Origin of the sequence: Pantoea sp. FN0302 (assembly GCF_050113775.1) — a bacterium.
Lineage (GTDB): Bacteria > Pseudomonadota > Gammaproteobacteria > Enterobacterales > Enterobacteriaceae > Mixta > Mixta alhagi.
Map to the genome: position 1 here is coordinate 417,696 of NZ_JBNJSM010000003.1, position 22,260 is coordinate 439,955.

The 22,260-nt window shown below is 53.3% G+C and carries 19 protein-coding genes; 9 read left to right on the forward strand and 10 right to left on the reverse strand.

Annotated features, from left to right (window positions below; genetic code table 11):
- Positions 1-6 precede the first annotated feature (6 nt).
- Positions 7-1,035: a type IV pilus twitching motility protein PilT gene (locus ACQE32_RS14910; protein WP_426981985.1), complete on the forward strand. Its 1,029-nt coding sequence runs from the start codon at positions 7-9 to the stop codon at positions 1,033-1,035.
- On the opposite strand, the gene ruvX is transcribed toward ACQE32_RS14910, so the two are convergent.
- The 8 genes from ruvX to metK form a co-directional block, all read right to left on the reverse strand.
- Positions 998-1,420, reverse strand: a complete 423-nt coding sequence (gene ruvX, locus ACQE32_RS14915; protein WP_426981986.1) for a Holliday junction resolvase RuvX — start codon at positions 1,418-1,420, stop codon at positions 998-1,000. The two genes, ACQE32_RS14910 and ruvX, sit on opposite strands and share 38 nt — an antisense overlap.
- The gene (locus tag ACQE32_RS14920) at positions 1,420-1,983 is read right to left on the reverse strand and encodes a YqgE/AlgH family protein (RefSeq protein WP_426973576.1); all 564 of its coding nucleotides are present in this window, start codon (positions 1,981-1,983) and stop codon (positions 1,420-1,422) included. Before ACQE32_RS14920 ends, ruvX begins: the two co-directional genes overlap by 1 nt.
- A gap of 80 nt (positions 1,984-2,063) precedes the next feature.
- The gene (gene gshB, locus ACQE32_RS14925; RefSeq protein ID WP_426973578.1) at positions 2,064-3,008 is read right to left on the reverse strand and encodes a glutathione synthase; all 945 of its coding nucleotides are present in this window, start codon (positions 3,006-3,008) and stop codon (positions 2,064-2,066) included.
- Positions 3,009-3,102: 94 nt separating this feature from the next.
- Positions 3,103-3,834 carry a 16S rRNA (uracil(1498)-N(3))-methyltransferase gene (gene rsmE / locus ACQE32_RS14930; RefSeq protein WP_426973580.1) on the reverse strand — a complete coding sequence of 244 codons (732 nt, stop codon included), beginning with the start codon at positions 3,832-3,834 and terminating at the stop codon, positions 3,103-3,105.
- A 105-nt stretch (positions 3,835-3,939) separates the two neighbouring features.
- Positions 3,940-4,653: a deoxyribonuclease I gene (gene endA, locus ACQE32_RS14935; protein ID WP_426973582.1), complete on the reverse strand. Its 714-nt coding sequence runs from the start codon at positions 4,651-4,653 to the stop codon at positions 3,940-3,942.
- A 106-nt stretch (positions 4,654-4,759) separates the two neighbouring features.
- Positions 4,760-5,278, reverse strand: a complete 519-nt coding sequence (locus ACQE32_RS14940; protein ID WP_426973583.1) for a SprT family zinc-dependent metalloprotease — start codon at positions 5,276-5,278, stop codon at positions 4,760-4,762.
- Positions 5,279-5,400: 122 nt separating this feature from the next.
- A complete protein-coding gene (locus ACQE32_RS14945; RefSeq protein WP_426973584.1) occupies positions 5,401-6,798 on the reverse strand; it encodes a sugar porter family MFS transporter in 1,398 nt (465 codons plus the stop codon).
- A gap of 427 nt (positions 6,799-7,225) precedes the next feature.
- Positions 7,226-8,377: a methionine adenosyltransferase gene (gene metK, locus ACQE32_RS14950; protein WP_085070212.1), complete on the reverse strand. Its 1,152-nt coding sequence runs from the start codon at positions 8,375-8,377 to the stop codon at positions 7,226-7,228.
- A gap of 788 nt (positions 8,378-9,165) precedes the next feature.
- Between metK and speA the strand changes: the two genes are divergently transcribed.
- Together speA and speB are read left to right on the forward strand one after the other, a co-directional pair.
- A complete protein-coding gene (speA, locus tag ACQE32_RS14955) occupies positions 9,166-11,142 on the forward strand; it encodes a biosynthetic arginine decarboxylase (RefSeq protein WP_085070213.1) in 1,977 nt (658 codons plus the stop codon).
- Between the two features lie 174 nt (positions 11,143-11,316).
- The gene (gene speB, locus ACQE32_RS14960) at positions 11,317-12,252 is read left to right on the forward strand and encodes an agmatinase (RefSeq protein WP_426981990.1); all 936 of its coding nucleotides are present in this window, start codon (positions 11,317-11,319) and stop codon (positions 12,250-12,252) included.
- Between the two features lie 130 nt (positions 12,253-12,382).
- Here speB and ACQE32_RS14965 read toward each other — a convergent pair whose 3' ends face one another.
- Positions 12,383-13,141 (reverse strand): M48 family metallopeptidase, encoded by a 759-nt coding sequence (locus ACQE32_RS14965; RefSeq protein WP_085070216.1) that lies wholly within the window; start codon positions 13,139-13,141, stop codon positions 12,383-12,385.
- A gap of 290 nt (positions 13,142-13,431) precedes the next feature.
- Here ACQE32_RS14965 and tkt point away from each other — a divergent pair, with 290 nt between their 5' ends.
- Complete coding sequence (tkt, locus tag ACQE32_RS14970; protein WP_426973586.1) at positions 13,432-15,423, forward strand: transketolase; 1,992 nt, start codon at positions 13,432-13,434, stop codon at positions 15,421-15,423.
- Positions 15,424-15,696: 273 nt separating this feature from the next.
- Here the strand turns inward: tkt and ACQE32_RS14975 are convergent, their stop codons facing one another.
- Positions 15,697-16,263 carry a bactofilin family protein gene (locus ACQE32_RS14975; protein WP_426981991.1) on the reverse strand — a complete coding sequence of 189 codons (567 nt, stop codon included), beginning with the start codon at positions 16,261-16,263 and terminating at the stop codon, positions 15,697-15,699.
- Between the two features lie 641 nt (positions 16,264-16,904).
- Here ACQE32_RS14975 and epd point away from each other — a divergent pair.
- The 5 genes from epd (at position 16,905) to argO (ending at position 22,175) form a co-directional block, all read left to right on the forward strand.
- On the forward strand, positions 16,905-17,924 hold the full coding sequence (gene epd / locus ACQE32_RS14980) for an erythrose-4-phosphate dehydrogenase (protein ID WP_250650821.1): 1,020 nt from the start codon (positions 16,905-16,907) through the stop codon (positions 17,922-17,924).
- A gap of 50 nt (positions 17,925-17,974) precedes the next feature.
- Positions 17,975-19,138, forward strand: coding sequence for a phosphoglycerate kinase (pgk, locus tag ACQE32_RS14985; protein WP_085070223.1), 1,164 nt, complete (start codon positions 17,975-17,977; stop codon positions 19,136-19,138).
- 98 nt (positions 19,139-19,236) lie between these two features.
- Positions 19,237-20,316, forward strand: coding sequence for a class II fructose-bisphosphate aldolase (gene fbaA / locus ACQE32_RS14990; RefSeq protein ID WP_426973589.1), 1,080 nt, complete (start codon positions 19,237-19,239; stop codon positions 20,314-20,316).
- A gap of 184 nt (positions 20,317-20,500) precedes the next feature.
- Positions 20,501-21,394: a small-conductance mechanosensitive channel MscS gene (gene mscS, locus ACQE32_RS14995; RefSeq protein WP_426981992.1), complete on the forward strand. Its 894-nt coding sequence runs from the start codon at positions 20,501-20,503 to the stop codon at positions 21,392-21,394.
- Positions 21,395-21,551: 157 nt separating this feature from the next.
- Positions 21,552-22,175 (forward strand): arginine exporter ArgO, encoded by a 624-nt coding sequence (gene argO / locus ACQE32_RS15000; RefSeq protein ID WP_426981993.1) that lies wholly within the window; start codon positions 21,552-21,554, stop codon positions 22,173-22,175.
- Positions 22,176-22,260 lie beyond the last annotated feature (85 nt).

A 22,260-nucleotide genomic window follows, 5' to 3' on the forward strand; every position in this document is an offset into this window, starting at 1 on the left:
AAAATCATGGATGTGGAAGAAATCGTGGCCCTTAGTGTAAAGCATAATGCTGCCGATCTGCATCTTTGTAGTGGACATTTGCCGCGCTGGCGTCTGGATGGCGTGCTGCAACCCATCCCCGATCAGCCGCCAACCTGTACTGCAATGCTGGAGGCGCTGCGTGAGCGCTGGCTGGATGCTGATCAGCAGGCCAGCCTGACGCAGAACGGAGACATTGATTTTGCGATAACCACCTACAGCGGGCAGCGCCTGCGCGCGAATCTATTCCAGCAGCGGCAGGGTATATCGCTGGCGTTGCGTGTGATTAGTAGCCGCTGTCCAGCGCTGGAGGCGCTGCGGCTGCCTGCCAGCGTTCCGGCGCTGCTGGAGCAGCAGGATGGCCTGATCCTGATTACCGGTGCCACCGGCAGCGGCAAGTCAACCACGCTGGCCTCAATGGTAGATGCCTTAAATCAGCAGGCGGCTCGCCACATTATTACGCTTGAAGATCCCATTGAGTTTATTCACCTTAGTCACCGGTCGCTGATTCAGCAGCGGCAGATCGGTCAGCATTGCAGCAGCTTTCAGCAGGGATTACGGGCGGCGCTGCGCGAAGATCCCGATGTGATTCTGTTGGGAGAGCTGCGCGATCTGGAGACAATTCGCCTGGCGCTGACGGCGGCGGAAACCGGGCATCTGGTGCTGGCGACGCTGCATACGCGCAATGCGGCGCAGGCGGTGGATCGCCTGATAGATGTTTTTCCGGCTGAGCAGAAAAACCTGGTGCGCAGTCAACTGGCGTCCAGCCTGAAGGCGGTGGTCGCCCAACGACTGGTAGTGGCGAAAGAGGGAGGGCGCGTTGGGCTGTATGAAGTGTTAATCAATACGCCGGCGATCGCGAACCTGATCCGTGAGGGGAAAACCCATCAGATAGCAGGCCTGCTGCAAACCGGGATGCAGTCAGGTATGCAGACCTTCGAACAGAGCCTGCTACAGCGGCAGCAACAGGGGCTGACTGTCAGACCGGATAGTTCTCAAACCAGCTTTCCAGGATGATCACCGCCGAAAGCGAATCGACGCTGCCTTTCGTGAGCGCTTTATAGCCGCCACGAGCAAACAGATCGGCGCGTGCCTCAACGGTACTGAGCCGCTCATCATGTAAAACAACCTGCACGCCAAAACGGCCATGCAGCCGGTTAGCAAACTTACGCGCCCTGGCGGTCAGTGGTTGTTCGGTGCCGTCCATATTAAGCGGCAGGCCGACCACTACCTGCTGCGGCTGCCATTCCTGTAACAGTCGTTCGATCTGTTCCCAGTTGGGCACGCCATCCTGCGCTTTCAGGGCGGTTAAAGGGCGCGCGGTGCCGGTAAGAGGCTGGCCTACCGCGACGCCGATGCTTTTGGTGCCAAAATCAAACGCCAGAAGTGTCATGTTACTCATCAGGCGTGACCTGCCTCGCTGGTGATGTTGTGTATATCTATGCCGATGCTTTTTGCCGCTTCACGCCAGCGATCAGCGATTGGCGTCTGGAACAGAATATTGCTGTTAGCAGGGGTGGTAAGCCAGGCATTTTCCAGCAGTTCGCCTTCCAGCTGATCTTTCTCCCAGGCGCAGTAGCCCAACGCCACCAGCACCTGCTCCGGCTGTTCCGGCGTTCCAAGAGATTCCAGAACATCGCGCGAGGTGGTTATGACGGTATTATCGGAGATACGGATACTGGAGGCGAAAGTACGCTGGGCAGAATGCAAAATAAAGCCGCGATCTTCAGCCAGCGGGCCGCCGGAGAACACCGGCTTATCCAGTTTAACCTGCGGATCGCGCGGTGAGGGCGCAATTTTTAACTTAGTGAGGATGCCTTCAACCGTCAGGTTCTCCATCGGCTTATTGATAATTAATCCCATGGCGCCGTCCTGATTATGCTCGCAGATATACACCACCGAACGTTTAAACAGCGGATCCTGGAGGGCGGGCATCGCAATCAAAAAATGGTGCTGTAAATTCATTCTCACTCGTCTGAATACGGGTTAACGGCGAACGGCAGGCCATTAACGGGTTGAAGACGGGGCTACTGCCCCGTTCAAATTTATGCCAGGCGCTTCTCGATGGCATCCATCAACATACCGGTGATGGAGACCGGGAAGGCGGCTTCGATTTCACGAATGCAGGTTGGACTGGTTACGTTAATCTCGGTCAGCTTGTCACCGATAATATCCAGCCCAACAAAGATCAGGCCTTTTTGCTTCAGCGTGGGGCCAACGCGACGCGCGATTTCCCAATCGCTTTCGCTCAGCGGGCGCGCTTCACCGCGTCCACCGGCGGCCAGATTGCCACGCGTTTCACCCGACTGAGGAATACGCGCCAGGCAATAAGGAACGGGTTCGCCATCCACCACCAGCACGCGCTTATCACCTTCTTTGATCGCTGGCAGATAATTTTGCGCCATGCAGAAGAAGCTGCCGTGATTGGTCAGCGTCTCCAGAATCACCGCAAGGTTTGGATCGTCCTGTTTCACACGGAAAATGGAAGAGCCACCCATGCCGTCCAGCGGCTTCAGGATAATGTCGCCATGCTGCTGCCAGAACTCACGGATCCGCTTCGCATCGCGTGTGACCAGCGTATCGGGCGTTAACTCGGCAAACCAGGCGGTAAACAGCTTTTCATTACAGTCGCGCAGGCTCTGCGGTTTGTTAACGATCAGCACGCCCTGTTCTTCCGCACGCTCCAGCATATAGGTGGCGTAGATAAATTCTGTGTCGAAAGGCGGATCTTTACGCATCAAAATCACATTCAGCTCAGCCAGCGCAATATCCTGCTCGCTGCCAAATTCGAACCACTTATCGTAGTTCTGCTCAACGCTTAGTTGACGGGTACGCGCACGCGCCTCACCGCCGCGTAAATAGAGATCGTTCATCTCCATATAGTGAATTTCGTAACCGCGGCGCTGTGCTTCCAGCAGCATTGCAAAGCTGGAGTCTTTTTTAATATTGATCGTCGTAATAGGATCCATGACGATGCCAAGCTTAATCATTCTTCTCTCCTCGATCGGGCGGTCGGTATGCCGCTTGCCGCAGGTTGGCATAAATTCTTTTTACAGGCTTAACGCAATGGGCCGCTTATTCAGCTTAACCCAGATCGCCAAACCTGACCTGGAGTGCCGTAATTGCAGTGAGCGCGGTAGTCTCGGTGCGCAGCACGCGTGGTCCAAGCAAAATATCGGTAAAACCATGCTGGCCGGTCATCGCGATCTCCTCAGCGGTTAATCCGCCTTCCGGGCCAATCAGCAGGCGAACCCGCTCCACCGGCTGCGGCAGCGTATTAATGCTGTGTTGCGCTCGCGGATGCAGATTCAGCTTCATTGCGTCATCCTGCTCGGCGCACCAGGTTTCCAGCGACATCGCTTCACGGACCTCAGGCACCACATTGCGTCCGCACTGCTCGCAGGCGGCCACGGCGATTTTTTGCCATTGCTGAATCTTTTTGGCCTGCCGCTCGGCGTCCAGCTTTACGCCGCAGCGCTCAGAAAACAAGGGGGTAATAACATTAACGCCCAGTTCAATCGACTTCTGAATGGTAAATTCCATTTTTTCACCACGCGACATCACCTGTCCCAGGTGCAGATGAAGAGGCGACTCGCGGCTATCCATGCGGCTTTGCGTGACTTTGACCGTTACGCTGCGCTTATCGGCGCGTAAAATTTCAGCGTCAAAAACCAGATTACTGCCATCAAACAGTTCCAGCGCCTGGCCGCTGCCCATACGCAGCACCCGGCCAACATGATTGGCGGCATCTTCGCTTAGCGCGATTTCATGACCCACCGTCAGGGATTCGGGATGATAAATGCGGGGTTTTCGCATGATATTCCTGATCATAACAGACCGCGCAGGCGCACGGCATAAAGTACCTTCGCATAACAGACGCAGAGCCTGCCATGCGGTTATGTAAAGTTTAGGGCAGCGCTTTTAACGCTGACAAGCGCGCTCAACGTAAGGGTTGTGGTTTCCCTGAATTTTTGCGATGCGTTTATCACGTTCGCATTCCCAGGGCGTTACCGGATACTGCTTATCCCATACCTGCATCAGCTGAGTTTGCTGACGGGAAAGGCGCAGCTGGTAACGATCGCGCATATAAAAATAAGTTCGGGCGATAACGCCACGCGCCCGGGCCGGTGGCTCTGCCAGCTTATTTTTAAAATCTATTTTCATTTCGCACTGGCCATACTGACGTTCGCTGCCGTTCCACTGGCTGTACATGAAGTTGCCACGGTCGCCATTCACTTCGCCAATTGCCGGCTGCAGGTTATGTAAATCAGATTCTATCTGACGATAGCCTTCATCTTTGCTGCAATTTTTACGACCGCCGTCCTGCCAGCACTGGCGCTGGTGGCCGAATTGCCAGGCGGGAACCACATGTTCCCATTCGATGCGGCTGGCGCGGTTGGCGTTTTTACGCACCTGATAGCCGCACGAGGCCAGATCGGGCACGCCTTTTTTCCCTTCCCAGTTAATCTTACAGCCGCAGTAGAAAGAGCCTGGCGCATCGGCATTGATTTGCACAGCGACTTTCTTCGCCTGCTGAAAATTATTCTGATGATAAGTATTTCCGCTCAGGCTGTGCGCGGCTAAAGGGGCAAGCAGAACAGAAAAGGCAACGGTAAACAAAAATTTGCGAGACATATTCCATTTTTCAGCTGATGAAAAAGAGCGCGCAGCGTACCAGATTGCGTCGTCTGTCGGAATGCTAAAGGGCCGATCGGAGGGAAATGCGCATTAATCAGGCGGCTCAGTCGCCTGATGCCGGGTAATGGCCAGGCTGAAGCAGATCACCGCACTGAACGCAGCGGTATTCTGTTTCACCGCGCATAACACGGTTATGGCGGCGCACCGTGAGATGATGTTGCTGACAGCGACAGTGCCAGGGAAAGGTTTTACCGCGCACGGAGGCAACTTCAAACTGATGCGTGCGGCGCGCCGGAACGTCCAGAATGGTTTCCATCATCCATTTCCACTCTTTGCCATGTGGCGCGACGCGGCCAAAGTGACGCCATACCAGCAAGTGCGCCAGCTCATGCGGCACCACCTCTTCAATAAACGCCTGCTGGTTTTCCAGCAGCAGCACGGGATTCAGGCGGATCTCCCAGCTTTGCAGCCAGGCGGTGCCGGCTGCCGTACCGCGCTGCTGATACACCAGAGTGGGCTCAGGGTAATTGCGCGCCAGGCGCTGATTGGCCTGCTGCAGTTTCTCACGCAGCGCACGCATAACGGCCTGCTGCAGGGCAATAGGAAGGCGAATGGGTTTCATAGCGGCAAAGAATACGGCGCGTAAAGCAAGAAAACAATGGGGCGCGGGTAGCGATTGAGCAGAGGCAGAGGATAAAAAAACCGGGGCGGCAAAGGCGGCCCCGGCTGTTGCAGATAGCAGGGTTACTCTTGCGAACCAATATCGCGCAGTTTTTTACCCGACATCAGGTTGCGTTCGATATGCTCCAGAGAGATGTTTTTCGTTTCCGGGATCAGCATTACCGTCAGGATGATAAACAGAATATTCAGGCCCGCGTATACCCAGAAAGTATTGGCGTTGCCCAGCGTATTCAGCATCGTCAGGAAGGTTGCGCCGACGATCATATTCGCAATCCAGTTGGTGGTCGTGGAAACGGTAATCCCGAAATCGCGCCCTTTCAACGGCTGAATTTCCGAGCAGAGTACCCAAATCAGCGGACCGGCGCTCATCGCAAAGCCGATAATAAACATCAGCAGCATGGCAACGGCAAAATATTGTGCGCCCGGCGATTCGATACCAATATGCAGCATGGTGCCAAGGATACCCATACCAACCGCCATTACCAGGAAGCCCAGCGTCAGCGTGGGTTTACGACCCCAGCGATCCACCAGACCGATAGCGATAAAGGTTGCCAGCACGTTGACCAGGCCAACAATTACCGTGCCCCACATCTGCTCGGTCGTGTTGCTGAAGCCCGCGATTTCAAAGATTTTCGGCGCGTAATACATGATGACGTTCATGCCGGTGAACTGCTGCATAACCTGCAACAGCACGCCCAGGTATACCGCACGACGGAAGTTGCTGTTCTCGCGGAACAGGCTCCAGCCGGTCTGCTTGATCTTCAGGCTTTCGCGGATCTCATCCAGCTCACGCTTTGCCTGCTCGCTGGTGTCACGCAGGCGATCCAGCACGCGTTGCGCATCGCGGAAGTGGCCTTTTGCCGCCAGCCAGCGTGGACTGTTCGGCAGGAAACAGACGCCAACAAGCAACAGAACGGCAGGAATGGTAATAATGCCCAGCATCCAGCGCCAGTTACCGGTATAGCTAAAGGCGGTATCAGAAAGATAAGCGCCCAAAATACCGATAGTGATCATCAGCTGATACAGAGAAATCATGCTGCCGCGAATTTTTTCCGGCGCGATTTCTGACAGGTAAAGCGGCGCGGTATAGGAGGCAACGCCCACGGCCAGACCAAGTACCACGCGTGCGGCGATCAGCATCTCCGGGTTCGGCGCCATGGCCGACCAGAGAGAACCGATAACAAACAGGATCGCACCGGCCATCAGGCTTTTTTTACGGCCCAGGCGGGAAGACATCCAGCCGCTACCGATCGCGCCGATCGCTGCGCCAAACATCATTGAGCTAACGATCCACTCCTGTTGATGGCTGGTAACATTAAAATCTTTAGCGATAAAGGGTAGGGCACCGGCGATAACGCCAATATCCAGGCCAAACAGCAGGCCAGCAAGTGCAGCAAGAAAGCAGACGAATAAGGTCATCATCTTATTCGAGGTTCTGCTTTTGTGGGTATTACCAGGCATATTGCCTCCGAATAGTATCCATCGTTGTAGTTATCAATGTTAGGAAACCTGAGCCGGGCGAAAAGTGAGACGGATCACAGAGGTGTAATCGGTTACACACGCCGGAACCCTGAAAACCAGCATTTATCACCAGGCTCTGGTTACATAACCAGTAAGGTATAGCACCTGTTAAGTTTCTGACAGTCCGGTGTTAATGAGCCATCAGACGACGCTGAAAATAACGCATTTTCTGACAAAATACATCCGCGATTAAATCCTAAATAACAGAAATATAAGGCCTTTCATTTTGTAAGCGTTATCATGCCAGCAGTATATACAGGCAACAAAAAGTGTAGCTGGGGAAAAAAAACATGAGGAATAAAAAAGGGAGCAATGAATGCTCCCTTTTTATACAGACGCCACCGATGAAAACGGCAGCGTGAAAGGATTACAGACCAGCCGCGTCGCGCAGCTGTTGTGCTTTATCGGTTTTTTCCCACGGGAAATGCTCGCGACCAAAGTGGCCGTAAGCTGCCGTTTCGCGATAGATCGGCTGCAGCAGATCCAGCATCTGAATCAGGCCATACGGACGCAGGTCGAAGAATTCACGTACCAGCAACGTCAGCTGCTCGGTAGAGACTTTCTCGGTGCCGAAGGTTTCAACCATGATAGACGTTGGTTCAGCTACGCCGATAGCATAGGAAACCTGAATTTCACAGCGATCGGCCAGGCCGGCAGCCACAATATTTTTTGCCACATAGCGCGCCGCATAAGCCGCTGAACGGTCAACCTTAGAGGGATCTTTACCAGAGAACGCGCCGCCGCCGTGACGAGCCATGCCGCCGTAGGTATCAACGATGATCTTACGACCCGTCAGGCCGCAGTCGCCCATTGGGCCGCCGATAACGAAGCGTCCGGTTGGGTTGATAAAGAATTTGGTGGTAGAGCTCAGCCATTCCGTCGGCAGGACCGGCTTGATGATCTCTTCCATCACCGCTTCTTGCAGGTCGGCCTGAGAAATATCTTCTGCATGCTGTGTGGAGAGCACAACGGCATCGATACCGACAATTTTGCCGCCATCGTACTGGAAGGTTACCTGGCTTTTTGCATCCGGACGCAGCCACGGCAGGCTGCCGTTTTTACGTACTTCAGACTGACGCTGTACCAGACGGTGAGCATAAGTCACCGGCGCAGGCATCAGCACATCGGTTTCATTGGTGGCATAGCCAAACATCAGGCCCTGATCGCCCGCGCCCTGTTCCAGCGGATCGATGCGGTCAACGCCCTGATTGATATCGGGCGACTGTTTGCCGATAGCGCTCAGAACGGCACAGGAGTTAGCATCAAAGCCCATATCGGAGTGAACATAGCCAATATCACGCACGGTTTGACGAGTGATCTCTTCGATATCAACCCAGGCGCTGGTGGTGATTTCGCCACCCACCAGGACCATACCGGTTTTCACATACGTTTCGCAAGCCACGCGAGCTTTCGGATCCTGAGCGAGGATCGCATCAAGAACGGCGTCCGAAATTTGGTCGGCAATTTTATCAGGATGTCCCTCGGATACGGACTCTGAGGTAAAAAGGTGTTTAGCCATTTAATTCTTTACCTTACTAAAACGGTTTAATTAACAACTGCCCGGCGCAGGGAAAAGGCTTAGCCTGTTCCAGCGCCCCTTCAGGCAAAGCCGCGTGCAGCACAGAAGTTAACCAGTTTAGACGGATTAACATCTGGACGTCTATTTTAGGTTACTCTGTAAGCGAATTGCCAGCCCTTTTTTGTCGGGTGGTGCTTTCTGATTATCGGCAGCTGGCCCGATTTCCTGACAGCAACCACAGCTTACATAATTTGTTTTTGCAATTTGCCCGCGTGAGCGGTATAAAACGCGGCTGCTGTTTTCAGCGAAGATACAGGACGCTCAGCGCGTCTGGCCCGTCAGATGAGATATCTGATTTTCACCCTCAGGCCTATTTTCCACATGCCCGGCATGTGTGGAGGTGATACGAGTAATGAACCAAGTTTTCACCCTTTCTTCCGGTTCACTCCGCTGCACTGATGTGCATTCGTCTCTTTCCGTTTGCTCCTCCGCCAGCCTTTTCCGTCAAGGTTTTCTCTGTTTCGGTCATCATCACGACACGAGCGCAGGCTAACTTGCTACAGTTTGACTGGGTGCCTTCAGTTTTAGCTGAAGGTGAGCTGATGCTTTTTTATCCCGCAACACGGAGTTCAGCGACGTGTTTTACACTGAATCTATGACGCAGTGGGTTGAGGCGACCGTTCAGCATTTTATGCTGGCGATCTCGCCGGAAGGTGGCTTGTTCTGGCAGCGCCAAACTGCGATAGTTGTTAATTATTCTGCAACACTAATTAATGTTGAGGTTCGCAATGTCTGACGACATAAAGAATATCAAGGGTTCGTCAGCAGGCGAACAGGGTGAACTGCGCTCAATGCAGGAGGTGGCGATGAGCGATCAAGATGCGAGCAGAATGCTGCGCACCTATAACATTGCCTGGTGGGGCAACAACTATTATGACGTCAACGAGCTGGGGCATATTAGCGTCTGTCCCGATCCGGATATGCCGGAAGTGCGCGTAGACCTGGCCCGCCTGGTAAAAGAGCGTGAAGCTGACGGCCAGCGCCTGCCGGCGCTGTTCTGCTTTCCGCAGATCCTGCAACATCGTCTGCGCTCTATTAACGCTGCCTTTAAACGCGCGCGTGAGTCTTACGGCTATCAGGGCGACTACTTCCTGGTCTATCCGATCAAGGTGAACCAGCATAAGCGCGTGATCGAATCATTGATCCACTCCGGCGAGCCGCTGGGTCTGGAAGCGGGTTCGAAAGCGGAGCTGATGGCGGTACTGGCTCACGCCGGTATGACGCGCACGGTTATCGTTTGTAACGGCTATAAAGATCGTGAATATATCCGTCTGGCACTGATTGGCGAAAAAATGGGCCATAAAGTTTACCTGGTTATCGAAAAAATGACCGAGGTGAAACTGGTGCTGGAAGAAGCGGAACGCCTGAATCTGGTGCCGCGTTTGGGTATTCGCGCCCGTCTGGCCTCGCAGGGGTCCGGTAAATGGCAGTCCAGCGGCGGTGAAAAATCGAAGTTTGGTCTTTCCGCTTCGCAGGTGCTGCAGCTGGTGGATATTATGCGCAACGCCGGGCGTCTCGATAGCCTGCAGCTGCTGCATTTCCATCTCGGTTCGCAGATGGCCAATATCCGCGATATCGCTACCGGCGTACGTGAGTCCGCGCGTTTCTACGTGGAGCTGGCGAAGCTGGGCGTTAAGATCCAGTGTTTTGATGTCGGCGGCGGTCTGGGCGTTGACTATGAAGGTACGCGCTCGCAGTCAGACTGTTCCGTTAACTATGGCTTGAACGAATACGCCAACAACGTGATCTGGGCCATTGGCGACGCCTGTGAAGAGCATGGCTTGCCGCATCCGACGGTGATTACCGAGTCGGGCCGTGCGGTAACCGCGCATCACACCGTGCTGGTTTCCAACATTATCGGCGTTGAGCGCAGCGAGTTCAGCAAGCCCTCAGCGCCAGAAGTGGATGCGCCGCGTCCGCTGCTGAGCATGTGGGAAACCTGGCAGGAGATGCACGAGCCGAATACGCGTCGTTCGTTGCGTGAATGGCTGCACGACAGCCAGATGGATCTGCATGATATCCATACCGGTTATTCGCAGGGCACCTACGATCTGTCGCAGCGCGCCTGGGCAGAACAGCTTTATCTGAGCATCTGCCACTATATTCAGCAGCATCTTGACCCCAGCAACCGCGCTCACCGTCCGATTATCGATGAGCTGCAGGAGCGTATGGCGGATAAGATTTACGTTAACTTCTCGCTGTTCCAGTCGATGCCGGATGCGTGGGGCATCGATCAGCTGTTCCCGGTGTTGCCGCTGGAAGGGCTGAATAAGAAGCCGGAGCGTCGCGCGGTACTGCTCGACATCACCTGTGATTCTGATGGCACCATCGATCACTACGTGGATGGCGATGGCATCGCTACCACCATGCCGATGCCGCAGTACGACGTGGATAACCCGCCGATGCTGGGCTTCTTTATGGTGGGCGCATACCAGGAGATCCTGGGCAATATGCATAACCTGTTTGGCGATACTGAAGCGGTTAACGTTTACGCTTTCGCCGACGGCAGCGTGGAAGTAGAGCTGTCGGATGAAGGGGATACCGTTGCGGATATGCTGGAATATGTCCAGTTGAACCCGCAGGAGCTGCTGGATCTGTTCCGCAATCAGGTTAAACAGACCGAGCTTGACGATGAACTGCGCGCGCAGTTCCTTGAAGAGTTTGAAGCGGGCCTCTACGGCTATACTTATTTAGAAGACGAATAAGCAGCGATGCGGCGGCGAGGGTCAAAAATGACATTGCCGCCAGCGTTTCGCGCGGCGATAATCGCCGTCAGTTATCTCATCAATCCCTTCCTCGTCGGGTTTAACGACGCGGAGGGGATTTTTTTCATCTGAACAACCATGTCGGCCGCGCCGTCATGAATAAAAGGAGTTGTTATGAATAACACCAACACCTTAGGTCATCAGTACGATAATTCCCTGGTTTCCAACGCCTTCGGCTTTTTGCGTTTGCCGTTGAATTTCCAGCCGTACGACAGTGATGCTGAATGGGTGATCACCGGCGTTCCTTTTGATGCCGCGACGTCTGGTCGTCCCGGCAGCCGCCTGGGCCCGGGCGCGATTCGCCAGATCTCCACTAACCTGGCATGGGAAGGCTGTCGCTGGCCGTGGGATTTCGATCTGCGCGAGCGTCTGAAGGTGATTGACTGCGGCGATCTGGTTTACGCTTTCGGTGATTCACAGGATCTGACCGACAAGCTGCAGGCGCATGCGGAAAAACTGCTGGCAAGCGGTAAGCGTATGCTCACTTTTGGCGGCGATCATTACATTACCCTGCCGCTGCTGCGCGCCCATGCAAAGCATTTCGGCAAGATGGCGCTGGTTCATTTTGATGCGCATACCGACACCTACTCCAACGGCCCGAAATTTGACCACGGCACCATGTTCCATCATGCGCCGAACGAAGGTCTGATCGATCCGCAGCGCTCGGTACAGATCGGTATTCGCACCGAGTTTGATAAAAATCTTGGTTATCAGGTGCTGGATGCGGCGCAGATTAACGATCGCGGCGTTGATGACATTCTGGTACAGGTGAAGCAGATCGTCGGCGACATGCCGGTTTATCTGACTTTTGATATCGACTGCCTCGATCCGGCGCATGCGCCTGGCACCGGCACGCCGGTGATTGGCGGTTTGACCACCGATAAAGCGCTGAAGCTGGTTCGCGGTCTGCAGGGCCTGAATATTGTGGGGATGGATCTGGTAGAAGTGGCGCCGGGCTACGATCAGTCCGATCTGACTTCGCTGGCAGCGGCAACCATTGCGCTGGATATGCTGCACGTGCAGGCGGTGAATAAAGCTAATAAAGGTTAAACCTCTGACCGCCGCGACATTGTCAGGCGGCGGTCAGCGCTTTATTGCTTATCATGCACAAAGGAGGCGAAACGCCTCCTTTTTATGCCGCTGGCTAAAAAGAGATGGCGTAACGCCCCTGTGGGTTAACTTATTTAAGGCCGTCGGCAGCCATACGTTCACGGATATGCTGCGCGCGCGCCTCAGAAGCGGGATGGTCGTCAAACATCGAGCTCTGATGAGTGCCTTCCAGCTTCGCCAGCTTTTCAAAACTGGTAACCAGTCCGTTCGGATTGATGCCGCGTTTTTTCAGCAGGTCGTAAGAGTAATCATCCGCCTGAGATTCCTGGGTTTGCGAGAACTGCGCGCTAACCAGTTTCTGACCCAGTTCGCCGAGCTGTGATTGTGACAGCGAGGCCGCAATACCACCCATTGAGGCTGCAGCAGTGCGCGCCGCCGTGGTGGCGTAAGCGACCTGCATCGCTTTACGCGTATGGCCCAGCGCAACGTGACCCATCTCATGACCCAACACCGCTTCAACTTCGTTATCGGTCATCATATCCATCAGACCGCTATAAACGCGGATACAACCGTTGGCCATCGCCCAGGCGTTGACATCTTTGGTGAGATAAACCTTATAGTTGGCCGGCGTACCGTTAATGTTATTGCCCAGCGCGGCGGCGATCTTATCCAGACGTTTCTGGTAGGTGCTGCCTGGCTGAGCGATTTGCGCTTCGCTGTCCATCTGCTGGCATGACTGGTCGCTGAGCGTCTTAACCTGATCATTGCTGAGGGTAACGGCCTGGAAAGCCTGGGCGCCAGACTGCATCAGCGCGGAGCTGTCAATATTCTGACAGCCAGAAAGTAAAGTGGCGACCGACAGGGCCATCAAAGAAGCACGGATTTTCATTCCATTCATATCCCATAACAGTAACAAGCTAGTAAATATAATAAGTCCTGCATAAAACTACGCGTGGCGCTTTTTTCAGGAAGGCACCTTTATAGCGGTTTCAATATATAAAGCCCAGTAGACAACGCCGAAAGCGCGAAATGTCCCTGATATTTCGCATCTCACGCCATGTACTTCCACCCCGCTTTTCATGTACATTGTTTGGCGACTTTCCCTTGGCTTTGCCTGATAACTCATTAATTACAATAGGTTAAGGACGGCGAAGCAATAAATCCGACCTGGAGTAACACATGTCTTCTCGTAAAGAGCTTGCCAACGCCGTTCGCGCCTTGAGCATGGATGCAGTACAAAAAGCGAAATCTGGTCATCCGGGCGCCCCGATGGGCATGGCTGATATCGCCGAAGTGCTGTGGCGCGATTATCTGAACCATAATCCAACCAACCCTCTGTGGGCCGATCGCGATCGTTTCGTTCTTTCTAACGGTCACGGCTCGATGCTGATCTACAGCCTGCTGCACCTCACCGGTTACGATCTGCCAATCGACGAGCTGAAAAACTTCCGTCAGCTGCACTCTAAAACGCCGGGCCACCCGGAATATGGTTATACCGCAGGTGTGGAAACCACGACTGGACCGCTGGGGCAGGGGATTGCCAATGCGGTGGGTATGGCGATCGCTGAACGCACCATGGCGGCGCAGTTTAACCGTCCGAATCATGACATCGTTGATCACCATACTTATGTGTTTATGGGTGACGGCTGCATGATGGAAGGGATTTCCCATGAGGTTTGCTCGCTGGCCGGTACGCTGAAGCTGGGCAAGCTGGTGGCGTTTTACGATGACAACGGTATCTCTATCGATGGTCATATTGAAGGCTGGTTCAGCGACGATACCGCTGCCCGCTTCGAAGCCTACGGCTGGCACGTGGTGCGTGGCGTAGACGGCCACGATGCCGATGCGATCAAGAAAGCGATTGAAGAAGCGAAAGCGGTGAGCGATAAACCGTCGCTGCTGATGTGTAAAACCGTTATCGGCTTCGGCTCACCGAATAAAGCCGGTACGCATGATTCACACGGCGCGCCGCTGGGCGATGACGAGATCGTGCTGACCCGCAAACAGCTGGGCTGGGAACACGCGCCTTTTGTTATCCCTCAGGACATTTATGCGCAGTGGGATGCTAAAGAAGCAGGTCGGGTAAAAGAAGCCGCATGGCAGCAGAAATTTGATGCCTATGCGCAGGCTTATCCGGAGCTGGCCGCTGAGTTTACGCGTCGCATGAACAACGAGTTGCCGGCCAACTGGCAGGAAGAGTCGCAGAAATTTATCGAGCAGCTGCAGGCCAATCCGGCGAAAATCGCCAGCCGTAAAGCATCGCAGAATGCGATCGAAGCGTTCGGTAAACTGTTGCCGGAATACCTGGGCGGCTCTGCTGACCTGGCACCAAGCAACCTGACCATGTGGTCCGGCTCAAAAGGCATCAATGATGATGCGGCTGGTAACTATATCCACTACGGCGTACGTGAATTCGGCATGACCGCTATCGCTAACGGCATTGCGCTGCACGGTGGTTTCCTGCCTTACACTGCCACCTTCCTGATGTTCGTTGAGTATGCGCGTAACGCGGCGCGTATGGCTGCGCTGATGAAAATTCGTCAGGTGATGGTCTATACCCATGACTCTATCGGTCTGGGCGAAGATGGCCCGACTCACCAGCCGGTTGAGCAGATTGCCAGCCTGCGCGTCACGCCGAATATGAGCACCTGGCGTCCGTGCGATCAGGTTGAATCTGCTGTGGCGTGGAAATATGCCATTGAACGTCAGGATGGCCCGACAGCGCTGATTTTCTCCCGTCAGAATCTGGCACAGCAGTCACGTAGCCCTGAGCAGTTGGCAAACATTGCGCGCGGCGCCTACGTGCTGAAAGATTGCGAAGGCCAGCCGCAGCTGATCCTGATCGCAACCGGTTCAGAAGTTGAACTGGCGGTTGCTGCCTGGGATAAGCTGACTTCTGAAGGTTATCAGGTACGCGTGGTTTCTATGCCCTCTACCGATGCGTTCGATAAGCAGGATGAGGCTTACCGTGAATCAGTGCTGCCGAAAGCGGTTAGCGCGCGCGTAGCTATCGAAGCGGGTATTGCTGACTACTGGTATAAATATACCGGCCTGAACGGCGCGGTAATCGGCATGACCACCTTTGGTGAATCTGCCCCGGCGGAGAAGCTGTTCGAGCTGTTTGGCTTTACCGTTGAGAACGTGGTAGCAAAAGCGAAAGCGATTCTGTAAGAAAAAGGTTTGTCCGTTATGCGGACGAACCTGATATTTTCATGGCGCGCGGTTTAATAATCCGCGCGCCATTATTTATATGTTGTTTTATGCAGTAAAAATATCTTTTATGAAATTAGCCCCCCCATTGTCCAGCCCATTAATTTAGCAACTAATTACTTTCGTTAATAAACAGCGGAATTGCTGCAGCTAACCTTCTGGGCTTAAGAGTCTAACTGGCTGACGTAAAATCTATTCATTTAGTAGATGTTATTTTATTTATGAATCTGGCAATTAATAAACTTCAGGTTTCATCTGGAATGATAATTTATCCGGCACGTTATCCAGTACCTGTTGAATAATCGTAAACTGTTCATCGCTATTGTTATTATCAACTGCTGGCTTGCTTTCCGGCGGCGTTTTTTTTACCGCCAGCGGTTTCGACGTACCGTAAAAACGTCCGCTTTTATTGATAGAGAGATCGTCGCTTTCAATGGTGCCGTCAATTAAGCCGCGGGCGTTGATCTCTACAACCGCGCTGGCGCAAACGCCCGTGACTTTGCCATCCACAACAACCTTAGCGGCATAAATTTCTCCTTCCACGCTGCCTTTACTGAGCACGTAGACGGTTCGCTCCGCCGTGATGGTGCCGTCGATAGTACCGTTGATTTTCATATCGCCAGACGCTTTTATCTCACCGTTAATATGGCAATTAGAGGGAATAATAGTCGCTTCCTTGTCTACCACCATCGCGGCCGAAACCGTTTCGCTATTATCCTGTATTGGCTGCGGCGGAATATAACACGCCTGTTCTTCCGTAGCGGAATTACTGGCGGATGCGTTCTCTTTGCGTTTAAACATAATCAGTCCTTTGTGAGATGTTATATAGCGAAGTAAAGATAAAATAATGAAAGAGGTTATTAACGCCAACATTATTTTTAACAGGAGGATGAGTAGCTCCTGGCGGCTTTCCCATTCAAGACAATAAATCAGTAAAGCCGTAGCCCAGGTAAACCAGACGCCCCAAAGCAGCTTATAGTTCATAACGTCCTTTTACCGAACCAAAATAAGTGCGGTGCAGTCGTCACGACTGAACCTTTTATCAGGTAATACAGAGCTGTCAGATAATGTCTGCATTTAATACAGAGCATCAGGTCCTCCGCAAAGTGCGGGCGATGCATGACCACAGGTCTCCGCTTGCAGGCGGTTTGCATGTAAAGCAGGCGTTGATATTGTCTCACCATACTATGAGCGCTGACAAAAGCGGGGATACCCACGGCAACTTTTATTCAAATTTGTGATCTGCGTCAGAAGTTTGTGCCAAGGGTTGATCGCTATCATTTTAATTATTCCTGGTAACGAATATTCTGGCTGAAGCGTTTCAGTTTCGACAATTCCTCACACTTTGGATGGATTGCGCTGGCGGATTTTTCCCTGTACAAATCGTAACGGCTGGCTCAGGCTATCGGCACGTATTTATCAGGTTCTGACGCAGGAGATGTATGACCCTTCGCGTAGCGATTAATGGCTTTGGCCGTATTGGACGCAGCGTACTACGTGCGCTGTACGAAACCGGCCGTCGGGCAGAAATTAGCGTGGTCGCCATTAATGAACTGGCGGAATCTGCCGGTATGGCGCATCTGTTGAAATATGATACCAGCCATGGTCGTTTTGCCTGGGAAGTGCGTCAGGAGCGCGATCTATTGTGGGTGGGTGAAGATACGATTCGTCTGCTGCATCAGGCGCAAATTGCCGATCTGCCATGGCGCGAACTCAATGTTGACGTGGTGCTGGATTGTACCGGCATCTGGGGTAGCCGGGCCGATGGCGAAGCCCATCTGCAGGCGGGGGCGAAGAAAGTGTTGTTTTCCCATCCCGGCGGCAACGATCTTGATGCCACGGTAGTCTTCGGCGTAAATGAGCAGGCGCTTAAACAAAGCGATCGCATTGTCTCCAACGCCTCATGCACGACTAACTGTATTATTCCGATTATTAAGCTGCTGGATGATGCTTTTGGCATCGAATCCGGCACCGTGACCACTATCCATTCCGCGATGCACGATCAGCAAGTGATCGATGCTTATCACAGCGATCTTCGCCGTACACGCGCTGCCAGTCAGTCGATCATTCCCGTTGATACGCGGCTTGCTGCGGGCATTGGACGCATCCTGCCGCAGTTCCACGATCGCTTTGAAGCGATCGCCGTGCGGGTGCCTACGATTAACGTGACCGCGATGGATCTCAGCGTTAGCGTCCGCGCAGCGGTCAGCGCGCGCGAGGTGAACGCCGTGCTGCAAAATGCCTCAGCGGGGGCTTTTAGTGGTATAGTTGACTATACGGAAATGCCGTTAGTCTCGATCGATTTTAATCACGATCCGCACAGTGCCATAGTGGACGGCACGCAAACGCGGGTCAGCGGTCACCACCTGGTTAAGACATTAGTCTGGTGTGACAATGAATGGGGCTTTGCTAACCGGATGCTCGACACGACGTTAGCAATGGCCGCAAGTGGTTTCAGGTAAGACGCGGATGCGTCTGACAAAACTTATGAGAATCAACGAGAGGGTTCACCATGTCTGTAATTAAGATGACCGATCTGGATCTTGCTGGTAAACGCGTTCTGATCCGTGCCGATCTCAACGTGCCGGTTAAAGAAGGGAAAGTGACGTCAGATGCGCGTATTCGCGCTTCGCTGCCGACCATCGAAGCTGCTCTGAAACAGGGCGCGAAAGTGATGGTGACTTCCCACCTGGGACGTCCGACCGAAGGCGAATACAACGAAGAGTTCTCGCTGCTGCCGGTAGTTAACTACCTGAAAGAGAAACTGAACGGCACCAACGTTACCCTGGCTAAAGATTACCTCGACGGCGTAGAAGTTGGCGCAGGTGAGCTGGTGGTGTTGGAAAACGTGCGTTTCAACAAAGGCGAGAAGAAAGACGACGAAACCCTCTCGAAAAAATATGCCGCGCTGTGTGACGTATTCGTTATGGACGCATTTGGTACCGCTCACCGCGCGCAGGCTTCTACGCATGGCGTAGGTAAATTTGCGCCGATCGCCTGTGCCGGCCCGCTGCTCTCTGCCGAGCTGGAAGCGCTGGGTAAAGTGATGAACAACCCGGCTCGTCCGCTGGTAGCGGTAGTGGGTGGTTCTAAAGTTTCTACCAAGTTCGACGTGCTGAACTCACTGGTTAAAATCGCTGACACCGTTATCGTCGGTGGCGGTATCGCCAACACCTTCGTGGCTATCGATAACAAAGTCGGTAAATCTCTGTATGAGCCGGATTTCGTTGAAGCCGCGAAAGGCCTGCGCGATCAGTACGCTATTCCGGTGCCTACCGACTCACGCGTGGGTACGGAATTCTCTGAAACTGCTCCGGCTACGGTGAAAAAAGTTAACGAAATCGCCGACAACGAAGAGATTATGGACTTCGGCGATGAAACGGCACAGTCCCTGGCGAAAGTGCTGAAAGAGGCGAAAACCATTCTGTGGAACGGCCCGGTAGGCGTGTTCGAATTCCCGAACTTCCGTAAAGGCACCGAAATCATCGCTAACGCCATCGCTGATAGCGAAGCGTTCTCTGTTGCTGGCGGCGGTGATACGCTGGCGGCAATCGATCTGTTTGGCATCGAAGATAAGATTTCTTATATCTCTACCGGCGGCGGCGCGTTCCTTGAGTTTGTGGAAGGTAAAAAACTGCCAGCGGTCGCTATGCTCGAAGAGCGTGCTAAACAGTAACTTTTAGGGCAGGGCTTTGCGTCCTGCCAGAACGTATTGCCCAGCTTACTTAAATGGGCGTGAATCCGTAACACGGCCGACGAAACAGGACAAAACAGATGTCTAAAATTTTTGATTTCGTAAAACCAGGCGTTGTCACCGGTGATGACGTACAAAAAGTATTTCAGGTAGCAAAAGAGAACAAATTCGCTCTGCCAGCCGTTAACTGCGTGGGCACCGATTCTATCAACGCCGTACTGGAAGCTGCTGCTAAAGCTCAGGCTCCGGTTATCGTTCAGTTCTCTAACGGCGGTGCCGCATTTATCGCGGGTAAAGGCTTTAAATCTGACGAGCCGCAGGCTGCTGCTATCGCTGGTGCGATCGCTGGTGCGCACCATGTGCATCTGATGGCAGAAAAATATGGTGTGCCGGTTATCCTGCACACCGACCACTGCGCGAAGAAACTGCTGCCGTGGATCGACGGTCTGCTGGACGCGGGCGAAAAACATTTCGCTCAGACCGGTAAGCCGCTGTTCTCTTCTCACATGATCGACCTGTCTGAAGAGACGCTGGAAGAAAACATCGAAATCTGCAGCAAATATCTGGCGCGTATGGCGAAAATGGATATGACGCTGGAGATCGAACTGGGCGTGACCGGTGGTGAAGAAGATGGCGTGGATAACTCCCATCTCGACAGCTCTGCGCTGTACACCCAGCCGGAAGACGTTGATTACGCTTATACCAGGTTGAGCGAAGTAAGCCATCGTTTCACCATCGCCGCCTCTTTCGGTAACGTACATGGCGTTTATAAGCCGGGTAACGTGGTTCTGACGCCGAAAATCCTGAAAAACTCTCAGGAATATGTGTGCCAGAAACATAACCTGCCGCACAATGCGCTGAACTTCGTGTTCCACGGTGGTTCTGGTTCTTCTGCTGAAGAGATCAAAGAATCTATCGACTACGGCGTAATCAAAATGAATATCGACACCGACACCCAATGGGCGACCTGGGACGGTATTCTGCAGTACTACAAAAAGAACGAAGGCTATCTGCAGGCGCAGCTGGGTAACCCGGAAGGCGACGATAAGCCGAACAAAAAATTCTACGATCCGCGCGTTTGGCTGCGTGCTGCACAGACTTCCATGGTTGTGCGTTTAGAGCAGGCATTTAAAGAGCTGAACAACATCAATACGCTGTAATCGCGAACTGATGATAAAAGGCCCCAGGGGGCCTTTTTTTTATGGCATTTTGCATGAAAAATGTAACCTTTATCGTCACTTATTTGGCGAAGCGGATGGTTATTGTTACCCTTGGTGCAGGGCTGCTCAGCTCTCACTAACGGTTTTCACAATCTCTTTTGGGGAAAGATAACAGGGTGAATAGATGGAAGATTTAGATGTGGTAAATGGCATCAGCAGCGCAGGCGGATGGCTGATACATAATCAGGCGTTGCTGATCGGTTATGCGGTTAATATTGTTGCCGCTTTCGCCATCCTTATTGTGGGGATGATTATCGCGCGCATCATTTCGAACGGAATAAACCGTCTGCTGCTCGCACGTCATATCGATGCCACCGTGGCAGATTTTCTGTCGGCGCTGGTGCGTTACGGCGTTATCGCCTTTACGTTGATTGCTGCGCTGGGGCGCGTCGGGGTACAGACGGCGTCGGTGATTGCCGTACTGGGTGCGGCAGGTTTGGCGGTGGGCCTCGCGTTACAAGGCTCACTCTCTAACCTTGCCGCAGGCGTACTACTGGTCACCTTCCGTCCGTTCCGTACCGGTGAGTTTGTCGATCTGGGCGGCGTAATGGGCACGGTATTGAATGTGCAGATCTTCTCTACGACGTTACGCAGCGCCGACGGTAAAATGGTAGTTGTCCCTAACGGGAAAATAATCTCTGGCAACATTGTTAACTTCTCACGCGAGCCGGTGCGCCGTAATGAGTTTATTATCGGTGTGGCCTACGATGCTGATGTCGATCAGGTGATCTCCCTGCTGCGTGAGGTTGTGGATGCCGATCCGCGCGTGTTGCAGGATAAAGGCGTACAGATTGGATTGAATGAAATGGCGCCTTCCTCGCTGAATTTTGTGGTGCGCTGCTGGAGTAATAGTGGCGAGCTGATAGATGTTTACTGGGATTTGATGAAAAATTTCAAGCGTGCGCTGGATGCGAACGGCATTGGTATTCCTTATCCGCAGATGGATGTTCATTTGCATCAGGTAAAGTCTGCTGGAGCGGAAAAAGCCAGCGCAGAAACCGTTAACGTTAAACAATAATGGCAAGCAATGGCAAACGCAGTGTAAGCCAGCGGGCGAGGTAACACCTCGCCCGCGCTGTTATTAGCTTCGCTGATATCTCATTAATTCTTTCCATTTCTCCTGCTTGTCCTGACGCTATACACTGCCCGCCATTATCCGCTTTGGGAAAAAGTTCATGTTATCCATCTACTTTCAAGGGCTTGCTTTGGGTGTGGCGCTGATATTGCCGCTGGGACCGCAAAACGCGTTTGTACTTAATCAGGGTATACGGCAGCAATATCATCTTATGACCGCCGCGCTCTGTACGCTAAGCGATATCATTCTGATTTCCGCCGGCGTTTTCGGCGGCAGCGCGCTGCTTAATCAGTCACCGCTGCTGCTGAATCTGGTGACCTGGGGCGGCGTCGCTTTTCTGTTGTGGTATGGCTGGGGCGCACTGCGTACGGCGGTTAGCGCTAATATTTCTCTTGCCTGTACCCAACTAAAGCAGCAAAGCCGCTGGCGAATTATCGCTACGCTGATTGCGGTGACCTGGTTAAACCCGCACGTTTATCTGGATACCTTTGTCGTGCTGGGCAGCCTTGGTGGGCAACTGCCGCCAGAGGCGCGTCGCTGGTTCGCGCTCGGCACCGCCAGTGCCTCTTTTCTCTGGTTCTTTAGCCTGGCGTTGCTGGCGGCCTGGCTGTCACCACGGCTGAGTACGGTCGGCGCGCAGCGCATCATTAATCTGTTTGTCGGCGTAGTGATGTGGTTCATTGCCTTCAAACTGGCATTACAGGCGTTAACGGGCTTTTACTGAGCCGCTGGCAGAATTAAACGCGGCGCGCGGCAAAAAAGGAAACTTTTGCCACAATAAAAACTCAGAGGAGCACGCATGTCGCCCG

Bases quoted from the DNA above. Each gene is read 5' to 3' on its own strand.
- ACQE32_RS14910 (WP_426981985.1), top strand. From the start codon at position 7: ATGGATGTGGAAGAAATCGTGGCCCTTAGTGTAAAGCATAATGCTGCC.
- ruvX (WP_426981986.1), bottom strand. From the start codon at position 1,420: ATGAGTAACATGACACTTCTGGCGTTTGATTTTGGCACCAAAAGCATC.
- ACQE32_RS14920 (WP_426973576.1), bottom strand. From the start codon at position 1,983: ATGAATTTACAGCACCATTTTTTGATTGCGATGCCCGCCCTCCAGGAT.
- gshB (WP_426973578.1), bottom strand. From the start codon at position 3,008: ATGATTAAGCTTGGCATCGTCATGGATCCTATTACGACGATCAATATT.
- rsmE (WP_426973580.1), bottom strand. From the start codon at position 3,834: ATGCGAAAACCCCGCATTTATCATCCCGAATCCCTGACGGTGGGTCAT.
- endA (WP_426973582.1), bottom strand. From the start codon at position 4,653: ATGTCTCGCAAATTTTTGTTTACCGTTGCCTTTTCTGTTCTGCTTGCC.
- ACQE32_RS14940 (WP_426973583.1), bottom strand. From the start codon at position 5,278: ATGAAACCCATTCGCCTTCCTATTGCCCTGCAGCAGGCCGTTATGCGT.
- ACQE32_RS14945 (WP_426973584.1), bottom strand. From the start codon at position 6,798: ATGCCTGGTAATACCCACAAAAGCAGAACCTCGAATAAGATGATGACC.
- metK (WP_085070212.1), bottom strand. From the start codon at position 8,377: ATGGCTAAACACCTTTTTACCTCAGAGTCCGTATCCGAGGGACATCCT.
- speA (WP_085070213.1), top strand. From the start codon at position 9,166: ATGTCTGACGACATAAAGAATATCAAGGGTTCGTCAGCAGGCGAACAG.
- speB (WP_426981990.1), top strand. From the start codon at position 11,317: ATGAATAACACCAACACCTTAGGTCATCAGTACGATAATTCCCTGGTT.
- ACQE32_RS14965 (WP_085070216.1), bottom strand. From the start codon at position 13,141: ATGAAAATCCGTGCTTCTTTGATGGCCCTGTCGGTCGCCACTTTACTT.
- tkt (WP_426973586.1), top strand. From the start codon at position 13,432: ATGTCTTCTCGTAAAGAGCTTGCCAACGCCGTTCGCGCCTTGAGCATG.
- ACQE32_RS14975 (WP_426981991.1), bottom strand. From the start codon at position 16,263: ATGTTTAAACGCAAAGAGAACGCATCCGCCAGTAATTCCGCTACGGAA.
- epd (WP_250650821.1), top strand. From the start codon at position 16,905: ATGACCCTTCGCGTAGCGATTAATGGCTTTGGCCGTATTGGACGCAGC.
- pgk (WP_085070223.1), top strand. From the start codon at position 17,975: ATGTCTGTAATTAAGATGACCGATCTGGATCTTGCTGGTAAACGCGTT.
- fbaA (WP_426973589.1), top strand. From the start codon at position 19,237: ATGTCTAAAATTTTTGATTTCGTAAAACCAGGCGTTGTCACCGGTGAT.
- mscS (WP_426981992.1), top strand. From the start codon at position 20,501: ATGGAAGATTTAGATGTGGTAAATGGCATCAGCAGCGCAGGCGGATGG.
- argO (WP_426981993.1), top strand. From the start codon at position 21,552: ATGTTATCCATCTACTTTCAAGGGCTTGCTTTGGGTGTGGCGCTGATA.